We start from the raw sequence: 16,882 nt of genomic DNA on the forward strand, positions 1-16,882 counted from the left end.
CGGCCTCCGCCGTGCCCACGTGGCCTCTCGGCCTCGTCGCGCATCCCCCACCTCCGCTCTGTGCGGGTGGAGTGGCCGGGGAGCGTCAGGTCAGCCGGCGGTCACCTCAGCTCGTCCACTGCGGCTCGACCAGCATCGAGCTGCCCAGCCACTCCACCGGGAAGCCCATGCCCTCGACCAGGGCCATCGCGTCCGGGCGCAGCTGCCGGCACAGCTCGTTGATCTGGGCCGTGACCGCCTTGGAGCGGGCCGCCGACATCCGGTTGTGCTCCTGGAACCAGGCCGAGTCGGCCTCCAGGCTCGACAGCGCGTAGAGGTCGCAGAGCCGCTCGAGCCGGTCCCTGGCGACCGGGTCGGTGCACACGTCGATGCCCGCGACGAAGGCCTCCAGGACGACCCGGTCCATGTGGGTCCGTGCTGCCAGCAGCACGTGGTCCTGCGAGGCGTTGAAGGCCTCGAACGAGTCGGTGGCCTTGCTCACCGCGCGCAGCCGTCCGGCCAGGGTCTCCAGCACGTGGCGCTCGCGGTCCTCGAACATCGCCAGGTGCCAGCCGCGGTCGAGCAGCGTCTCGTCTTCCGAGCGCCGTCCGGCAGCGGCCACCAGCCGGTCGACGAGCGGCCGGGCAGCGGTGTGCTCGATCACCGCGCCGCCGAACGAGCGGGCGGCGAACTGCACCATCCCCTTCATGTCGAGGTCGCCGAACATCTCCTTGTAGTTGGTCAGCAGCCCCTTGGCCACGAGCTGCAGCAGCACCGTGTTGTCGCCCTCGAAGGTCGCGAACACGTCGGCGTCCTGGCGGGCCAGGGTCAGCCCGTTCTCCGCCATGTAGCCGGCGCCGCCGCACGCCTCCCGGCACATCTGCAGGGTGTCGTTGCCGAAGCGGGTGGCCACGGCCTTCATCCCGGCGGCGCGGGTCTCGAGCTCCCGCTGGGCGCGCTGGTCCTTCTCAGGGGCCGCGTGCAGGTCCTGCACCCGCTCGCTCAGCTCGTTCTGCGCGAACTGCAGCGCGTATGCCGTGGCAATGGCCGGGAAGAGCTTGCGCTGGTGGGCGAGGTAGTCGACGAGCAGCACCTCGCCCTCGTGGCCCGGCGCGCTGAACTGGCGCCTGGCCAGCGCGTAGCGTGTCGCGATCGACAGGCCCTTGCGGCCGGCGACCGCGCCGCCCGCCGCGATGCTGATCCGACCGCGTACGAGGGTGCCGAGCATGGTGAAGAAGCGGCGTCCGGGGTTGTCGATGGCGCTCTCGTAGACGCCCTCCTCGGTGACGCCGCCGTACCTGTTGAGCAGCATCTCCCGGGGCACCCGCACGTGGTCGAACACCAGGGTCCCGTTGTCGACCCCGGCCAGGCCGCCCTTGGCGCCGTGGTCCCCGGCGGTGACGCCCGGAAGAGTCTGCCCGGACTCGTCGCGGATCGGGACCAGGGTGGCGTGCACGCCGTGGCAGTCCTCGCCGACCCAGAGCTGGCCGTAGACGACGGCCATGCGGGCGTCGACGGCGGCCCCGCCGATGTAGGCCTTCATCGACGACGGGGTGGGGGAGTGGACCACGATCTCGTCGGTCTCGGCGTCGTAGGTCAGCGTCGTCTGCAAGGACGCGACGTCGCTGCCGTGACCGATCTCGGTCATGGCGTAGCAGCCCAGCAACCTCATCGAGGCGATGTCGGCCAGGTAGCGGTCGTGGTGCCACTGCGTGCCCAGGCCGGCCACCGCACCGCCGAAGAGCCCGAACTGCACACCCGACTTCACGGCGACGGACAGGTCGCCGTGTGCGGTCATCTCGAAGTCGACGCTGCCCTCGCCCACGTCGTCGCGGCCGCCGTACTGCTCCGGGTAGCCGTTGCAGACGAACCCCGCCTCGGTCAGCCGGACCAGGGACTCACGGGTCCAGTCGCGCGCCTCGTCCAGGGACATCCCCGGGTCGCGCACCATGACGTCGGCCGACAGGGTCTGGCGGGCGCGGTCGCGGACGTGCAGGTAGCGGCCGCCGGTGGCCACGCGCAGGGCACGCCCCAGCGGGCTGATGTCGTCGCGAGGCGCAGCAGCGGTGGCCTCGGCCCCCGTCACGTGGGCGGGCCGGTCATGGGTGGTGGTCATGCGTCCTCCAGGGGGCGTCGGTGCGGGTGGGGTCAGGGGTGGGCCCGTGCAGGGCGGGCCGCAGCATGGCGACGACGAAGGCCGTCACGTCCGCGGCGGTGGTGTCGGTGGGGGCCTCGCTCACCCAGTGGTCGGCCGCCGCGCGCACGAAGCCGACGATGCCGTGGGCCCAGGTGACGGCGGGTCGGCTGTCGCGACCGGCCCGCTCCAGGTGCGCGGTGAGGATGGCGGCGAGCTGGTCGCCGATGCGACCGGTCAGGGTGAGCACGGGGTCCGGCACGTCGGTGTCCTGGTCGAGCAGCGGCCGGGTCACGACGAACCGGTAGATGTCGGGGTCGCGTTCGACGAGGTGCAGGTAGGCCTGCACCATCGCCGTGATCACCTCGGTCACGTCGGCGGGTGTGCCGTCAGGGGCGTGGCCGGACTGGTCGGCGACCGCGCCGAGATCGGTCAGCACCAGCTCGTCGACGGCCTCGGCCACCGCGAGGTAGATGCCGGTCCGGTCGCCGAAGTGGCGGTAGAGCACGGTCTTGCTGGTGCCGGCCTCGGCGGCGATGTCATCCATGCCGACGCCGGGCCCGTGCCGCCGGATGGCCCGCAGGGTGTCCTCGACGAGCTCACGCCGTCGCCGCAGGCGGTGGGCCTCCCAGCGGGCGTCGCGTCCGTCGCGCGCGGTGACCACCGGGGTCTGTGGCGCGGGGGCGTTCGTCGATGTCATGCACTCAGAGTACCTAGTACTCCACGTACCTGCTACGGTCGGTACCGGCTAGTCGTCCCATCGTCGTCCGCGCGCGTCGCCGGACCGCCCCTTTCCCAGGAGCCGCTCATGACCTCGATCCCCCGCACCGCCGTGATCGTCGGTGGCAACCGGATCCCCTTCGGCAAGGCCGGAGGCGCGTATGCCGCCGCCTCCAACCAGGACATGCTCACCGCTGCTCTCGACGGGCTGGTCGCACGCTTCGGCCTGTCCGGACAGCGCCTCGGTGAGGTGGCGGCCGGTGCCGTGCTCAAGCACAGCCGTGACTTCAACCTCACCCGCGAGGCCGTCCTGGGCTCCGCGCTCGACCCGCACACCCCGGCATACGACCTGCAGCAGGCCTGCGGCACCGGTCTCGAGACCGTCATCCAGGTCTCCAACAAGATCACCCTGGGCCAGATCGACAGCGGTGTCGCGGGCGGGGTCGACAGCGCCAGCGACGCGCCGATCGCCGTGAGCGAGGGGCTGCGCAAGGCGCTCATCAAGGCTGGTGCAGCCCGCACCACGGCCCAGCGGCTCAAGGCCCTGGGCGCGATCCGCCCCGGAGACCTCACGCCGGAGACCCCGCGGAACGCCGAGGCGCGCACCGGCCTGTCCATGGGTGAGCACCAGGCCCGCACCGCGAAGGAGTGGGGCATCACCCGCGAGGCGCAGGACGAGCTGGCCGCCGCGAGCCACCACCGCCTCGCCGCGGCCTGGGACGCGGGCTTCTTCGACGACCTCGCCACGCCCTTCCTGCGGCTGACCCGGGACCAGGGGCTGCGCCCCGACACCTCCGTGGAGAAGCTCGCGAAGCTCTCGCCGGTGTTCGGCAAGGGCGAGGGGGCCACACTGACAGCCGGCAACTCCACTCCGCTGTCCGACGGCGCGGCTCTGGTGCTGCTGGCCGAGCAGGAGTGGGCCAGGGCCCGCAACCTGCCGGTGCTCGCCCGCATCGTGGACGCCGAGGTCGCCGCCGTCGACTACGTCGGTGGAGGGGAGGGGCTGCTCATGGCACCCGCGTATGCGGTGCCCCGGCTGCTCGCCCGCCAGGGGCTGAGCCTGCAGGACTTCGACCTCTACGAGATCCACGAGGCCTTCGCCTCGACCGTCCTGGCCACCCTGGCGGCCTGGGAGTCGCCGGAGTTCACCCGGGACCGGCTGGGCCTCGAGGCGCCGCTGGGTGCCGTCGACCGCGCCAGGCTCAACGTGCACGGCTCGTCGCTGGCGGCGGGCCACCCGTTCGCTGCCACCGGCGGCCGCATCGTCGCCGGCCTGGCGAAGATGCTGTCCGAGAAGGGACCGGGCTCGCGCGGCCTGGTCTCGATCTGCGCTGCCGGCGGCCAAGGTGTCGTCGCGATCCTGGAGGCTGTGTGATGGCTGACTTCTACTCGACCCTGACCCGCAGCCCGCTGGGCAAGACCGTGACCGGCAGCCTCGGCCTGCCGCAGCCTGCCTCCCTGCGCCGGGGCCGCACGCTGCCGGAGCGGCCGGTGGCCCTCGGGGCGATCGGCGCCGCAGGCCTGGCCGCCCAGACCCTCGCCCTGCTGGGGGTCGACGCGGTCGACGCGCTCCTGGACACCCCCGAGACCCGCACCACGGACGACGAGGGCAAGGCGCGGCCCCCGGCATACGAGCAGCGTCTGGGCGGGCTCGTGCTCGACGCGACCGCTGCCCGCACGATCGCCGACCTGGAGACCGTGCGCGCCCTGCTGCGCCCGGCACTGAGGTCCATGGGGTCCTCCGGCCGTGTCGTCGTCCTCGGAGTGCAGCCCGAGGCGGTCGACGGAGTCGAGGCGACAGCCGTCGCGCAGGCGCTCGAGGGCATCGTGCGCAGCGTGGGCAAGGAGATGCGCAGCGGTGGCACCGCCAACCTGGTCCAGGTCGCCGGCACGTCTGCCCAGGAGCTCGCCTCGACCCTCCTCTTCCTGCTCGAGGGGCGCTCGGCCTACGTGTCCGGCCAGCCGGTGCGCATCGGGACCGTCGGCCAGGTGCCTGCGCCGGAGGCGCGCCCGTTCGAGGGCCAGATCGTGGTCGTCACCGGCGCAGCGCGTGGCATCGGCGCCGGCATCGCCCGGGTGTTCGCCCGCGACGGCGCCACCGTCGTGGCCGTCGACGTGCCGGCAGCGGGACAGCCGCTGGCCGCCGTGGCCAACGAGATGGGTGGCACGGCGCTGCAGCTCGACATCACGGCCCCCGACGCCGGCCGGCGCATCGCCGCGCACGTGGCGGGTCGCTACGGCGACGGGTCGCGCATCCACGCCGTCGTGCACAACGCCGGCATCACCCGGGACAAGCTGCTCGTCAACACCGACGAGGAGCGCTGGCAGAGCGTGCTCGAGGTGAACCTCGCCGCCCAGCTGCGGATCAACGACGTGCTCCTGGACCCGGAGCTGCCCGGAGGGCTCTCCGACGGCGGCCGCATCGTCGGTGTGGCGTCCACCAGCGGCATCGCCGGCAACCGTGGGCAGTCCAACTACGCGGCGAGCAAGGCCGGTGTCATCGGCGCGGTGCACGCCCTGGCCCCGCTGGTCGCCCATCGCGGCATCACGGTCAACGCCGTCGCCCCAGGGTTCATCGAGACCGAGATGACCGGGAAGGTGCCGTTCGCCACGCGCGAGTTCGCCCGCCGGTTCAACAGCGTGCAGCAGGGCGGGAGGCCGGTCGACGTGGCGGAGGCCATCGCCTGGTTCGCCGACCCTGCCAGCGCCGCCGTCACCGGCCAGGTGCTCCGTGTGTGCGGCCAGTCCCAGATCGGAGCCTGAGCATGAGCGTCCCCGACACCGAGGTCGAGCTCCTCGAGCAGAGCCCGTCGATGGCCCGGCTGGTGGCCCGGGCCCTGGCGACCGGGGCCGGGCGCCCCGGTGCTGCCGGTGACCTGCCGACCCGGCGGGTCGTGCGCACGGGGGTCGGCGTCGACGTCGCCGAGCTCGCCGACTACGCCCGGGTGTGCGGCATGACGCTGCGCAACGAGGTGCCGGCGACCTACCTGCACGTCCTCACCTTCCCGCTGCAGGTCCACCTCATGGCCGCCGCAGACTTCCCGTTCGCGATGGCGGGCATGGTCCACGTGGGCAACGAGATGACCCTGCACCGGCCGGTCGACCTCGGCGAGCGGCTCACCCTGTCGACCCACGCCGACAGCCTGCGCCCGCACCGGCGTGGTCTCACCGTCGACCTGGTCGGCAGCGCCCAGGCGGGCGATGAGACCGTGTGGCAGGGTCGCAGCACCTACCTGGTCCGTGGTGCCCCGGCCGAGGGCGTCGTCGTCGAGCCCGAGGACGACCTGGTCGACGTGGTCGACCTGCCGTGGCGGGCGCAGTGGCGGCTCCCGGCGTCCCTGGGCCGGCGCTACGCCGCGGTGGCCGGTGACGTGAACCCGATCCACCTCAGCCCGCTCGCGGCCAAAGCCTTCGGGTTCCCGCGGGCCATCGCCCACGGGATGTGGACCCACGCCCGCGTCCTCGCCGCGCTGGAGGGCAGGCTGCCCGCACGCCATACGGTGCGGGTGCAGTTCCGCAAGCCCGTCCTGCTGCCCTCGACGGTCGAGCTGCGTGCCGGGCGCGCAGAGACGGGCTGGGACTTCGCCGTGACCGGCAGGGACGGGGCCCGCGAGCACCTCCTGGGCACGGTCCGTGAGCCCGACCAGACGGGCTGAGGAAGGCCACGGCACCGGCACCCCGCCCGATTTCACGCAGCGGCCCCCGGTTGTGTAGCCTTGCACAGCGCCGCGAGCCACCGGGATCTCCCATGGCCGCGAGCCGGCCCCTATAGCTCAGTCGGTAGAGCGTCTCCATGGTAAGGAGAAGGTCAACGGTTCGATTCCGTTTGGGGGCTCTGGTAGGCCGAGGGCGACGTCCACGGCCTTCCCGAGGCGGGATAGCTCAGCTGGTTAGAGCGCACGACTCATAATCGTGAGGTCGCGGGATCGAGCCCCGCTCCCGCTACAGATTCACCCCGCACCACCCCACACCGAGTTCCGAGAGCAGGTTGCCCCGTGGCAAAGAGCACCGACGTCCGCCCGAAGATCACGCTGGCGTGCACGGAGTGCAAGGAGCGCAACTACATCACCAAGAAGAACCGCCGCAACAACCCCGACCGGTTGGAGCTCGCGAAGTTCTGCTGGCGCTGCCGCGCTCACACTCCGCACCGCGAGACCCGCTGACCCCAGCGCACCGCGCACACGAGGGCCGTCACCCGCACCGGGTGGCGGCCCTTCGTCGTCCCCGCCCACGGCTAGGGTGAGATCCATGGCTGTCAACGCAGAGTTCGAAGGGCGCAGCTATCCGCCCACCGACCCGTATGCCGTCCCCGCCGAGCGCATCTCGGCGTTCGCGACAGCGGTGGGTGCCGACGACCCGGTGCACCACGACGAGAGTGCCGCCCGGTCCGCGGGCCATGCCGGCGTCGTGGCACCGCCGACCTTCGCCGTCGTGGTCGCCCAGCAGTGCGACGCGCAGCTGGTCTCCGACCCGGAGGCGGGCGTCGACTTCACGCGCGTCGTCCACGGCGAGCAGACCTTCACCCACCACCGCCCGATCGTGGCCGGTGACGAGATCGTCGGGGTGCTGCACGTCGACAAGGTCCGGCAGGCCGGCGGCCATGCGATGGTCACGACCCGCAGCGAGCTGTCCACCGCGAGCGGCGACCCCGTGTGCACCGCCAGCTCCACGATCGTCGTCCGGGGTGAGCAGTGATGGCCCTCGACCTGCTGCACGTGCGGCCGGGGCTGGAGCTGCCCCGCCGCACCGTCCACGTCGACTGGGAGCGCCTCGTCGCGTACGCCGAGGCCAGCGGCGACCACAACCCGATCCACCAGGACGAGGAGTTCGCGCACTCGGTCGGTCTGCCCGACGTCATCGCGCACGGCATGTGGACCATGGGTGCTGCGGTGGTGCTCGTGGCCGACTGGGCGGGTGACCCCACGGCCGTGGTCTCCTACGGCACCCGCTTCGTCAACCCCGTCGTCGTGCCGGCCACGGGCGGAGCCGACGTCGAGGTCTCCGGCGTGGTCACGAAGGTCGACGAGGAGACCGGCCGCGTCACGGTCGAGCTGTCGGTCACCTGCGACGGCACCAAGGTGCTGGGTCGCGCGGTCGCCGTCGTGCAGGCCCCGGTGCCCGTTCCGTGACCCGGTCGCTGGCCGAGCTGACCACCATGCGTGTCGGCGGTCCGCCGCGCGCGCTCGTCGAGGCTGCCGACGCCGACGCCCTCGTCGACGCCGTGCGTGCCGTCGACGCGGCGGGGGAGCCGCTGCTCGTCGTCGGGGGTGGGTCCAACCTCGTCGTGGCCGACGAGGGCTTCCCCGGCACGGTCGTGCAGGTCACCTCGCGGGGTGTGCGGGTGGAGTCCGACGACCTGTGCGGCGGCGTCGTCATCCGGGTGGCCGCGGGCGAGCCCTGGGACGACCTCGTCGACCTGGCCGTCGCGGAGTCGTGGTCCGGGGTCGAGGCACTGTCCGGCATCCCGGGCAGCACCGGCGCGACGCCGGTGCAGAACGTCGGGGCCTACGGCCAGGAGGTCTCGCAGACGATCTGGCAGGTGCGGGTCTACGACCGCCACGAGCAGCGGGTGCGATCGCTCGCCAACACCGACTGCGACTTCTCCTACCGGCACAGCCTCCTCAAGGAGTCGATGCGCACCGCAGGCGGCGACGGCGTCACCCCCCGCTACGTCGTGCTCGAGGTCGCGTTCCAGCTGCGCCCCACGGAGATGTCCCAGCCCATCGCGTATGCCGACCTGGCCCGCGGTCTCGGCGTGCAGCCCGGGCAGCGGGTCCCGCTGACGGTGGCGCGCGAGGCCGTGCTGGAGCAGCGCCGCCGGCGCGGCATGGTGCTGGACCCGCACGACCACGACACCTGGTCGTGCGGGTCGTTCTTCACCAACCCGATCCTGTCGGCCGAGGACATGGCACTCCTGCGCGAGCGGGCCGTGCACAGGCTGGGCCCGGGCGGTCCGCTGCCTCCGGAGTTCCCGTCCGAGGACGGCACCGTGAAGACCTCGGCCGCCTGGCTCATCGACAAGGCGGGGTTCGCCAAGGGGCACGGGCTGCCGGGGCGGGCAGCGCTGTCCACGAAGCACACACTCGCCGTGACCAACCGCGGGGGCGCGAAGGCGGCCGACGTGCTGGCCCTGGCGCGCGAGCTGCGCGACGGGGTCCGTGACGCGTTCGGGGTCGCCCTCGTCAACGAGCCCGTGCTGGTCGGTCTCGAGCTGTAGCGTCAGTGGCCGCCGTGCGGGCGGGTCGGGCAGCCGTGTGAGCCACCCCCCGTGCCGTCCCCCTTCCAGGTCCCCCAGCCCGACATGCCCTGATGCTTGCCAGGGTTGTGGTCACCGGAGAACCCGCCCCGGGCCTGGGCGACGCAGCTGACGTGGGCGCCGAAGGTGTCCTGTGGCTGCACGGCTGCTGCGGTGCCTCCGGACGCTGCCAGCAGTGCCGCCGCGAGGGCGGTGGCCACGAGTGGTCGATGGGTGCGCATGGTGCTTCCTCCCTGGGTCGCCGGTCACAGGGCCGCCTCCGGCTGGTGACGGTCCGCTGACCGACGTCTCCAGCATCCACCCGGATGGGCCTGCGGGACAGGGACCTAGGTCCTCAACCTCGGCGAGGAGGGTCGGCAGGTCCGCCCGTGCTCCGCGCTGCAGCGACCACCCGGCCCAGCGTCACCTCCCAGTCCTCCGGCGCCCATCCGAAGTGGGCTCGCGTGGCGGCGTCGTCGACGACGAAGGGGGCGGTGAGCTGGTAGGCGGTGCCCGACAGCTCGCGCATCATGGGTGAGGCCACACCGGCCAGGCGCAGCAGACGTGGGCCGACCACGCGCACGGTGGGTGACGGCACACCGGCTACCTCCGCCAGGTCCCCGAGGGCCTCGCGCTGGGTGCGGGGAGGCGCGCTCGGCACGAGCCAGGGCCGTCCGTGGCTGGAGGCGTCCGCCGCCGCGTCGACGAGCAGCCGGGCGGTGTCCCGGGTGCTGGTCCACGAGTGCGGCTGGTCGGCCGAGCCCAGCACCCACGCCGTCCTGCCGGCCAGCACGACCGGCGCGTTGCGGGCAAGGTGGGAGGCCTGACCGGCGTCGGCGTAGTCGCTGGCCCGGACCTCGACGGCGCGCACGCGACCGCTCTCGTGCGCGGCCAGGGCATCGGTCCACATGCGTGCCCGGACCTCCCCCTTGTGCTCCGCGGGGGAGAGGGGGGTGGCCGGACCGATCGGGCCGCCCACCCGACCGTAGCCGTAGAGGTTGCTGACCGTGGCCAGCACGGCACCGCTGCGCTCTGCCGCAGAGAGCAGGGAGGCAGCGACCGGTGGCCAGTCGGTGTCCCAGCGCGTGTACGCGGGGTTGGCGCAGTTGTAGACGGCGCTCGCTCCTGAGGCGAGCGCCTGCATACGGGTGGCGTCCCCGGCGTCAACGGCGACGCGCTCGACGAGTGGGTGGTCCGGCCCGGAGCCGGAGCGGGTCACGACGCGCACGTGGCTGCCGGCCTCCGCCAGCAGCAGGGCGACGCGGGAGCCGACCGGGCCGGCGCCGACGACGAGATGGTGGGTCACGGTTCCTCCGTTGTGTGAGCGGTGCTCTCTGATGTGATCAGTGAACACCTCGACTGCCGGCGCTGTCAAGAGCACTGCTCTCGTCGTGGTGCAACGCTCACTGATGTGCTTGACTGCTGCGTATGCCGAACGCCGGACGAGCCCAGGGAGTGCGGGAGCGGGCCCGGGCCCAGATGCGCACCGAGATCCTCGACGCCGCGCGCGAGCAGCTCGCCGAGCAGGGGGCGGGAGGCCTGTCGCTGCGCGCAGTGGCGCGCGAGGTGGGTCTGGTGTCCTCGGCGGTCTACCGCTACTTCGACAGCCGAGACGCGCTGCTCACCGCGCTGATCGTCGACGCCTACGACGCGCTGGGCCGGACGGTCGAGGCGGCCGAGGCCCAGGTGCCGCGTGCAGACCTGCTCGGCCGGTGGCGCGCGACCGCGTGGGCGGTCCGCAGCTGGGCGCTGGAGCAGCCGCACCTCTACGCCCTGGTGTACGGCTCACCGGTCCCCGGCTACGCGGCGCCGCAGGACACCATCGGCCCTGCCACCCGCGTGACCCGGCTGCTCGTGGCGCTCCTGCACGACATCCTGGACGCCGGGCCGCCCCAGGTCGCGGACGTGCCGGTGACGGGGCCGGCCGCGGAGGGTCTGGCGCCCCTCGTCGAGTTCATGGGACCCGACGTGCCGCCCGACTGGGCCCTGCGCGGCCTCATGGCCTGGACGTACGTCTTCGGTGCGGTCTCGCTGGAGCTCTTCGGCCAGCGTGTCGGTGCGGTCGTGCCCGAGCTGCGGGGGGAGGTCTACCGGTGGGAGACCGACCGCGTGGCGGCGTGGCTGGGGCTCGTCTGACCGGGCCGGCCGGGTCCCGGAACCCTGCTCTGCTCAGGAGCGTCCCACCCCCAGCACATCCCACCCCGCTCAGCCGCAGCAGCGCGCCGACCACCGAGGAGAGCCCATGGGACAGCAGCCGGCCACGTGGCACCGCCGAGGCCTTGCGGCGGGAGGAGCGCTGGCCGCGGCCGTGGCCCTGGGCGCCTGTGGCAGCCAGGTAGACGGGCCGGCCGATGACGCGGGTGGGACGTCGGAGGACCCCGCGGGCGTCTACACCGGCCAGGGCATGGCCATCGAGACGGCCGACGGCGGCGGGCCGCAGCTCTGTCTGGGTCCGGTGGCCGAGTCCTTCCCACCGCAGTGCGAAGGGGTGGCGCTGGTCGGCCTCGACTGGGACGACGTGCCGGGCACGCAGAGCGCCTCCGGTGTGACCTGGGGCCAGGTCGAGGTCGTCGGCCGCTACGACGGGCAGTCCTTCACGCTGACCGAGGAGCCGGCCGAGCCCACCCTGCCGGTCGAGCCCGACGGCGGTGCCGGCGGCCCGGAGCTCGAGCAGCTCTGCGACAACCCCTACGACGGTGGTGAGGAGGGGTTCGTGCCGCAGACCGAGGACGAGATGCTGGCCATGGACCGGTTCGGGCTGCTGCTCGAGGGGTACGACGGGTATGTGGGCTCCTGGGTGAGCGACGGGTTCTCGGTGTTCAACGTGCTCGTCACCGGTGACCCTGAGCCCGCCCGCGAGGCCTTCCGCGAGGAGTGGCCGGGTGGTCTCTGTGTGGAGCAGCGCGAGGACGCCGCCACGGCCGCCGAGCTACGTGAGGCGCAGGACGCGCTCGGCGCCGCGGGCATCGACGGGCTGCAGAGCTCCGGGGCGGGTCCGACCGGAGTGCTGGACGTCGCGGTGGTGGTGGCCGACGAGCGCACGACCCAGGCCGTGCTCGAGGCCGTGTCGCCCTGGCTGACGCCCGAGCAGGTGGACCTCCAGGGGGCCCTGACCCCCGTGTCGTCGGCCGGGTGAGCGGGCCCCGGGGGAGGGCTGCCGTGTCAGCGCAGGGCCGGCGGTCCCGGCTCCGCGGCCAGCCAGGCGTCGATGTCCCGCAGGATCGAGGCCTTGACCGTCGACGGTGCTCGGGAGCCCTGCACCGAGGACCTGGCCAGGTCCGCCAGGGCGGTGTCGTCCAGCCCGTGGTCCAGACGGGCCGACTGGTACTGGTCGGCCAGCCGCGAACCGAAGAGCAGGGGGTCGTCGGCGCCGAGGGCCACCTGCGCCCCGGCCTCCAGCAGGGTGGTCAGCGGCACCGCGCCCAGCCGGGGGTAGACCCCGAGCGCGACGTTGGAGGCCGGGCACAGCTCGAAGGTCACTCCGGCCGCGACGAGCCGGTGCAGCAGCGGCGGGTCCTCGACGGTCCGCACCCCGTGGCCCAGACGGTCCGGTGCGAGGTGGTCGGCCGCGACCGCCACGTGGTCGGCACCGAGGAGCTCACCGGCGTGCGGCACGGAGGCCAGGCCGGCGCGGCGTGCGATGTCGAACGCCCGCGCGAACTCCGAGGTGCGGCCCCGGCGCTCGTCGTTGGACAGCCCGAACCCGACGACCGCCCCGGCGCCGTCACCGGCGTGCCGGGCCGCCAGCCGGGCCAGCGTCCGGGCGTCCAGAGGGTGCCGCATCCGGCTCGCGGCGACGACCACCGCGACCTGGGTCCCGGTGGCGGCGCCGGCGAGCCGGGCCTCGTCGAGCACGATCTCCACCGCGGGGGTGATCCCGCCCACGAACGGCGCGTAGGACGTCGGGTCGACCTGGATCTCCAGCCACCGGGAGCCCTCGCGGGCGTCGTCCTCGGCGGCCTCCCGCACGATCCGGCGCATGTCCGACTCGTCCCGCACGCAGGCGCGAGCTGCGTCATACAGCCGCTGGAACCGGAACCACCCCCGCTCGTCCTGGGCGTCCAGCTGCGGCGGCCACTGCGTGGTCAGCGCCGGGGGAAGCCGGAGGTCGTGCTTGGCGGCCAGGTCGCGCAGCGTCTCGATGCGCATCGACCCGGTGAAGTGCAGATGCAGGTGCGCCTTGGGCAGCGCGAGCACCGATCGGGTCATGCGCCCTGTCTATCGCACGGCGTGGACCGTCCGCGCGGGTGGCTACAGTGACGCCCATGCCGGTGATCGAGACGTGGGGGCTCACCAAGCGCTACGGCCCCGTGACAGCCCTCACCTCCCTCGACGTCCAGGTGTCGGAGGGCATCACCGGGCTGGTCGGGGCCAACGGCGCAGGCAAGTCGACCCTGATCAAGATCCTCCTGGGGCTGCTCGCGCCGACGGAGGGCCGGGCCGACGTGCTGGGGCACGACATCCGCACCGACGGTGCCGCCATCCGTGCCCAGGTCGGCTACATGCCCGAGCACGAGTGCCTGCCGCCGGACGTGCGGGCCATCGACTTCGTCGTGCACATGGGCCGGATGTCGGGCCTGCCGCCGACCGCGGCACGCGAGCGGGCCGCTGACGTGCTGCGCCACGTGGGGCTGGCGGAGGAGCGCTACCGGCTGATGGGGGGCTACTCGACCGGTATGAAGCAGCGGGCCAAGCTCGCGCAGGCCCTCGTCCACGACCCTCGGCTCGTGCTGCTCGACGAGCCCACCAACGGCCTGGACCCGGCGTCGCGGGAGGACATGCTCCACCTGGTGAGCCGGATCGGGCACGACTTCGGCATCCCCGTGCTCGTCACCTCACACCTCCTCGGTGAGCTGGAGCGGGTCAGCGACCACGTCATCGTGCTCGACTCCGGCGCCCTGCTGCGCTCACAGGCCACCGGGGAGTTCACCGGCACGACCGGTGTGCTGCTCGTGGAGGTGCTCGGCGACGCGCAGGCGCAGCACCGCATGGGGGAGGCCCTGGCCGCGGCCGGCCTGGCCTGCCGACCGCGTGGTGGGCTCATCGAGGTCGACACGCGGCACCACCGCCCGGAACAGCGCGTCCACGACACCGTCCGCGACACAGCCGTGTCCCTCGACGTGGGTCTCGTGCGGGTGCAGGCGGAGCACGGCCGCATCGAGGACGTCTTCCGCCAGGAGGTGAGCCATGTCCAGCAGTCCTGAACGGCGGGCCGTCATCCACGACATCGGCTACCGCACCTACGACGGCCCACGGCTGGGCACCGGCTCGGTCGCGACGTCGCTGTTCACGACCGGCCTGCTCAACGCCTACGGCTTCGGCCGGTCGGCCAAGGCCAAGGTGCTGCCCCTCGTCGTGCTGGCGATCATGCTCGTGCCGGCGGTCATCCTGGTGGCGATCATGGTCGTGGTCGGTCTGGGCGAGGGGTTCATCGACTACAGCACCTACGCGACCAGCCTGTTCCTCATCATCTCGATCTTCGTCGCGGCCCAGGCTCCGGTGCTCTTCTCGCGCGACCTGCGCTCCGGGGCCATCGTGCTCTACCTCGCCCGGCCGCTGAGCGCCGCCGGCTTCGCCCTCGTGCGCTGGGCCTCGCTGGCCGTGGCGATCCTCATGTTCGTCATGCTGCCGGTCCTGGTGCTCTACGCGGGCGCGCTTGCGGCAGAGGCCGACGTGAGCGAGCAGACCGGCGACCTGCTCGTCGCGACGGCCGGCATCGCCCTGCTGTCAGCCGTGCTGGCCACCCTGGCCGGGCTGGTGAGCGCACTCACCCTGCGGCGCGGCCTGGCCGTCGGTGCCGTTGTCATCGCACTGCTGGTGAGCACCGGCTTCGTCGCTGCAGTGCAGTCCATCGCCGTCGTCGAGGGCAACGAGGCGGTCGCGGTGTGGGCCGGGCTGCTCTCACCGTTCACGCTGGTCGACGGGGTGCAGAGCGGACTGCTCGGCGGCACGTCGTCCTATCCCGCCGCCCCCGAGACAGGGGTGATGGCTGCGGTCTACCTGCTCACCGCGCTGGCCGTCATCGGGACGGGCCTGGCCCTGCTCGTCCGGCACTACCACCGTCAGGGGAAGCGATGAGCATGCTGGAGGTGCGCGCGGTCTCGCGCTGGTACGGCAACGTGGTGGCCGTCAACGACGTCACGATGCAGATCGGCCCGGGGGTGACCGGGCTGCTCGGCCCCAACGGCGCGGGCAAGACCACCCTGATCGCGATGATGGCCGGTTTCCTGGCACCGTCGGCAGGCACCGTGACCCTGGACGGGGAGCAGGTCTGGCACCACCCCACGGCCTACCGGCATCTGGGGCTGGTCCCCGAGCGCGAGGTGAGCTTCGGCTACCTCACCGCGCGTCAGTTCGTCCGGGCGAAGGCCGAGCTGCACGGGCTCTCCGAGGTGGGGCGTGCCACCGAGCGGGCACTGGAGATCGTCGAGCTCGACGCCGACGCCGGCCGGCCCATCGGCACCTACTCCAAGGGCATGCGCCAGCGCGCCAAGCTGGCCTCGGCGCTGGTGCACGACCCGTCCGTCCTGCTGCTGGACGAGCCGTTCAACGGCGTCGACCCCCGCCAGCGCCTGCACCTCATGGTGCTGCTGAGCCGGATGGGCCAGGAGGGGCGCACCGTGCTCTTCAGCTCGCACATCCTCGAAGAGGTCGAGCAGATCGCGCGGCAGGTCGAGGTCGTCGTGGCGGGCCGCCACGCGGCCTCCGGAGACTTCGGCGCGATCCGACGCCTGATGACCGACCGGCCCACCCGCTACCGGGTGCGCAGCAACGACGACCGGGCGCTGGCCGCGCTGCTCATGGCGCAGGACTTCGTCCGCGGCGTCAGCCTCGAGCCACGGGGGGCGGTCGCGGTGCAGGTCACCGACTTCGGCACGTTCGCCCACGCGCTTCCGCGGCTGGCCCGCGAGGCGGGCCTGACCCTCCTGGAGGTCATCCCCACCGACGAGTCGCTGGAGTCGGTCTTCACCTACCTGGTGTCGGCGTGAACGCGACCATCACACGCCTGGCCGCGCGCTCGCTCTTCGGCAGACGCCGCGGCGTCCTCCTGGTCGTCCTGCCCTTCCTGCTCGTGGCGCTGTCGATGGCGGTGGCGCTGCTGACCGAGGCGACGTCCGCGGTCGACCCGGTCACGGCCGTCTTCGGTCTCGGGCTGGTCCTGCCGCTCGTCGCGCTGCTCGTCTCGACCGGCGTGATCGGCCCGGAGATCGAGGACGGCTCGATCGTCTACCTGCTCGCCACCCCGGTCTCACGGCTGTCGGTGGCGGTGAGCAAGCAGGTCGTCGCCTCCGTGGTCACCGTGGTGCTCGGTGCCGGTGCGGTCCTCACCTCCGCCCTGGTCCTCGCCCCCGGGTCGCCGGGCCAGGCGCTGGCACTCGGCCTCGGGGCCGTGGTGGCCGGGCTCGCCTACTGCGGGCTCTTCGTCGCGCTCTCGGCGCTGCTGCGTCATGGCACGGTCGCCGGGCTGATCTACGTGCTGGTCTTCGAGGGCCTGCTCGCGTCGTGGCTCTCCGGGCTGCGCTACCTGTCCGTGGGCTCCTTCGGGCGCCGTGTCGCCGGCGCGCTGACCGACGACCTCGACCTCGTGGTGCGCGACATGAGCCTGGTGTACGGCGTGGTCGCGGCCCTGGTGTTCACCGTCGGCGGGGCGTTGGTCACGGCTCACCGGCTGCGCTCGTTCGAGCTCCGCGGCGACGACTGACTGCCAGGGAGTCTGCACCCCCCCGTCGCGCCTTGCTAGAGAGTCTGCATGCCCTCGTCGCGCCTTGCTAGGGAGTCTGCATGCCCTCGTCGCGCCTTGCTAGGGAGTCTGC

General features: G+C 72.9%; 18 protein-coding genes and 2 tRNA genes. 15 read left to right on the plus strand and 5 right to left on the minus strand.

All coding sequences use genetic code 11. The annotated features are described in order from the left end of the window. Positions 1–106 precede the first annotated feature (106 nt). Positions 107–2,095, minus strand: coding sequence for an acyl-CoA dehydrogenase family protein (locus LVO85_RS04850; RefSeq protein ID WP_232746290.1), 1,989 nt, complete (start codon positions 2,093–2,095; stop codon positions 107–109). Continuing rightward, a complete protein-coding gene (locus tag LVO85_RS04855) occupies positions 2,079–2,813 on the minus strand; it encodes a TetR/AcrR family transcriptional regulator (protein ID WP_232746291.1) in 735 nt (244 codons plus the stop codon). The genes LVO85_RS04850 and LVO85_RS04855 overlap by 17 nt, the downstream gene beginning before the upstream one ends. A gap of 108 nt (positions 2,814–2,921) precedes the next feature. Here LVO85_RS04855 and LVO85_RS04860 point away from each other — a divergent pair, with 108 nt between their 5' ends. The 9 genes from LVO85_RS04860 (at position 2,922) to LVO85_RS04900 (ending at position 9,050) form a co-directional block, all read left to right on the plus strand. Then, positions 2,922–4,208: an acetyl-CoA C-acetyltransferase gene (locus LVO85_RS04860; protein ID WP_232746292.1), complete on the plus strand. Its 1,287-nt coding sequence runs from the start codon at positions 2,922–2,924 to the stop codon at positions 4,206–4,208. Next, entirely contained in the window at positions 4,208–5,596 is a 1,389-nt protein-coding gene (locus LVO85_RS04865) for a 3-oxoacyl-ACP reductase (protein WP_232746293.1), read from the plus strand. Before LVO85_RS04860 ends, LVO85_RS04865 begins: the two co-directional genes overlap by 1 nt. A gap of 2 nt (positions 5,597–5,598) precedes the next feature. Continuing rightward, positions 5,599–6,489 carry a MaoC/PaaZ C-terminal domain-containing protein gene (locus LVO85_RS04870; protein ID WP_232746294.1) on the plus strand — a complete coding sequence of 297 codons (891 nt, stop codon included), beginning with the start codon at positions 5,599–5,601 and terminating at the stop codon, positions 6,487–6,489. Between the two features lie 106 nt (positions 6,490–6,595). Continuing rightward, positions 6,596–6,668 (plus strand) — tRNA-Thr (locus LVO85_RS04875). A 36-nt stretch (positions 6,669–6,704) separates the two neighbouring features. Beyond that, positions 6,705–6,778, plus strand: a tRNA-Met gene (locus tag LVO85_RS04880). Between the two features lie 50 nt (positions 6,779–6,828). Beyond that, positions 6,829–6,996 carry a 50S ribosomal protein L33 gene (gene rpmG, locus LVO85_RS04885; RefSeq protein WP_232746295.1) on the plus strand — a complete coding sequence of 56 codons (168 nt, stop codon included), beginning with the start codon at positions 6,829–6,831 and terminating at the stop codon, positions 6,994–6,996. Between the two features lie 85 nt (positions 6,997–7,081). Beyond that, a complete protein-coding gene (locus LVO85_RS04890) occupies positions 7,082–7,528 on the plus strand; it encodes an FAS1-like dehydratase domain-containing protein (protein WP_232746296.1) in 447 nt (148 codons plus the stop codon). Beyond that, on the plus strand, positions 7,528–7,962 hold the full coding sequence (locus LVO85_RS04895; RefSeq protein WP_232746297.1) for a MaoC family dehydratase: 435 nt from the start codon (positions 7,528–7,530) through the stop codon (positions 7,960–7,962). The genes LVO85_RS04890 and LVO85_RS04895 overlap by 1 nt, the downstream gene beginning before the upstream one ends. Further along, entirely contained in the window at positions 7,959–9,050 is a 1,092-nt protein-coding gene (locus LVO85_RS04900; protein WP_332875409.1) for a UDP-N-acetylmuramate dehydrogenase, read from the plus strand. The genes LVO85_RS04895 and LVO85_RS04900 overlap by 4 nt, the downstream gene beginning before the upstream one ends. A gap of 2 nt (positions 9,051–9,052) precedes the next feature. On the opposite strand, the gene LVO85_RS04905 is transcribed toward LVO85_RS04900, so the two are convergent. Further along, a complete protein-coding gene (locus LVO85_RS04905) occupies positions 9,053–9,310 on the minus strand; it encodes a hypothetical protein (RefSeq protein ID WP_232746298.1) in 258 nt (85 codons plus the stop codon). Positions 9,311–9,423: 113 nt separating this feature from the next. Then, a complete protein-coding gene (locus LVO85_RS04910; protein WP_232746299.1) occupies positions 9,424–10,374 on the minus strand; it encodes an NAD-dependent epimerase/dehydratase family protein in 951 nt (316 codons plus the stop codon). Between the two features lie 122 nt (positions 10,375–10,496). Here LVO85_RS04910 and LVO85_RS04915 point away from each other — a divergent pair, with 122 nt between their 5' ends. Both LVO85_RS04915 and LVO85_RS04920 read left to right on the plus strand, forming a co-directional pair. After that, entirely contained in the window at positions 10,497–11,204 is a 708-nt protein-coding gene (locus LVO85_RS04915; protein ID WP_232746300.1) for a TetR/AcrR family transcriptional regulator, read from the plus strand. A gap of 106 nt (positions 11,205–11,310) precedes the next feature. After that, positions 11,311–12,204: a hypothetical protein gene (locus LVO85_RS04920; protein WP_232746301.1), complete on the plus strand. Its 894-nt coding sequence runs from the start codon at positions 11,311–11,313 to the stop codon at positions 12,202–12,204. Between the two features lie 26 nt (positions 12,205–12,230). Here LVO85_RS04920 and LVO85_RS04925 read toward each other — a convergent pair whose 3' ends face one another. Continuing rightward, on the minus strand, positions 12,231–13,277 hold the full coding sequence (locus tag LVO85_RS04925) for an adenosine deaminase (RefSeq protein ID WP_232746302.1): 1,047 nt from the start codon (positions 13,275–13,277) through the stop codon (positions 12,231–12,233). 56 nt (positions 13,278–13,333) lie between these two features. Here LVO85_RS04925 and LVO85_RS04930 point away from each other — a divergent pair, with 56 nt between their 5' ends. Genes LVO85_RS04930 through LVO85_RS04945 form a run of 4 tightly spaced genes read left to right on the plus strand, consistent with a single transcriptional unit; the run spans position 13,334 to position 16,770 of the window. Next, positions 13,334–14,272, plus strand: a complete 939-nt coding sequence (locus tag LVO85_RS04930; protein WP_232746303.1) for an ABC transporter ATP-binding protein — start codon at positions 13,334–13,336, stop codon at positions 14,270–14,272. Then, entirely contained in the window at positions 14,256–15,146 is an 891-nt protein-coding gene (locus LVO85_RS04935; RefSeq protein WP_232746304.1) for an ABC transporter permease, read from the plus strand. Before LVO85_RS04930 ends, LVO85_RS04935 begins: the two co-directional genes overlap by 17 nt. After that, positions 15,143–16,057 carry an ABC transporter ATP-binding protein gene (locus tag LVO85_RS04940; protein WP_232746305.1) on the plus strand — a complete coding sequence of 305 codons (915 nt, stop codon included), beginning with the start codon at positions 15,143–15,145 and terminating at the stop codon, positions 16,055–16,057. Before LVO85_RS04935 ends, LVO85_RS04940 begins: the two co-directional genes overlap by 4 nt. After that, positions 16,054–16,770, plus strand: coding sequence for an ABC transporter permease subunit (locus LVO85_RS04945; protein WP_232746306.1), 717 nt, complete (start codon positions 16,054–16,056; stop codon positions 16,768–16,770). Before LVO85_RS04940 ends, LVO85_RS04945 begins: the two co-directional genes overlap by 4 nt. Positions 16,771–16,882: the final 112 nt, after the last annotated feature.

This window comes from Ornithinimicrobium sediminis, assembly GCF_021272345.1.
GTDB classification, from domain to species: Bacteria; Actinomycetota; Actinomycetes; order Actinomycetales; family Dermatophilaceae; genus Ornithinicoccus; species Ornithinicoccus sediminis_B.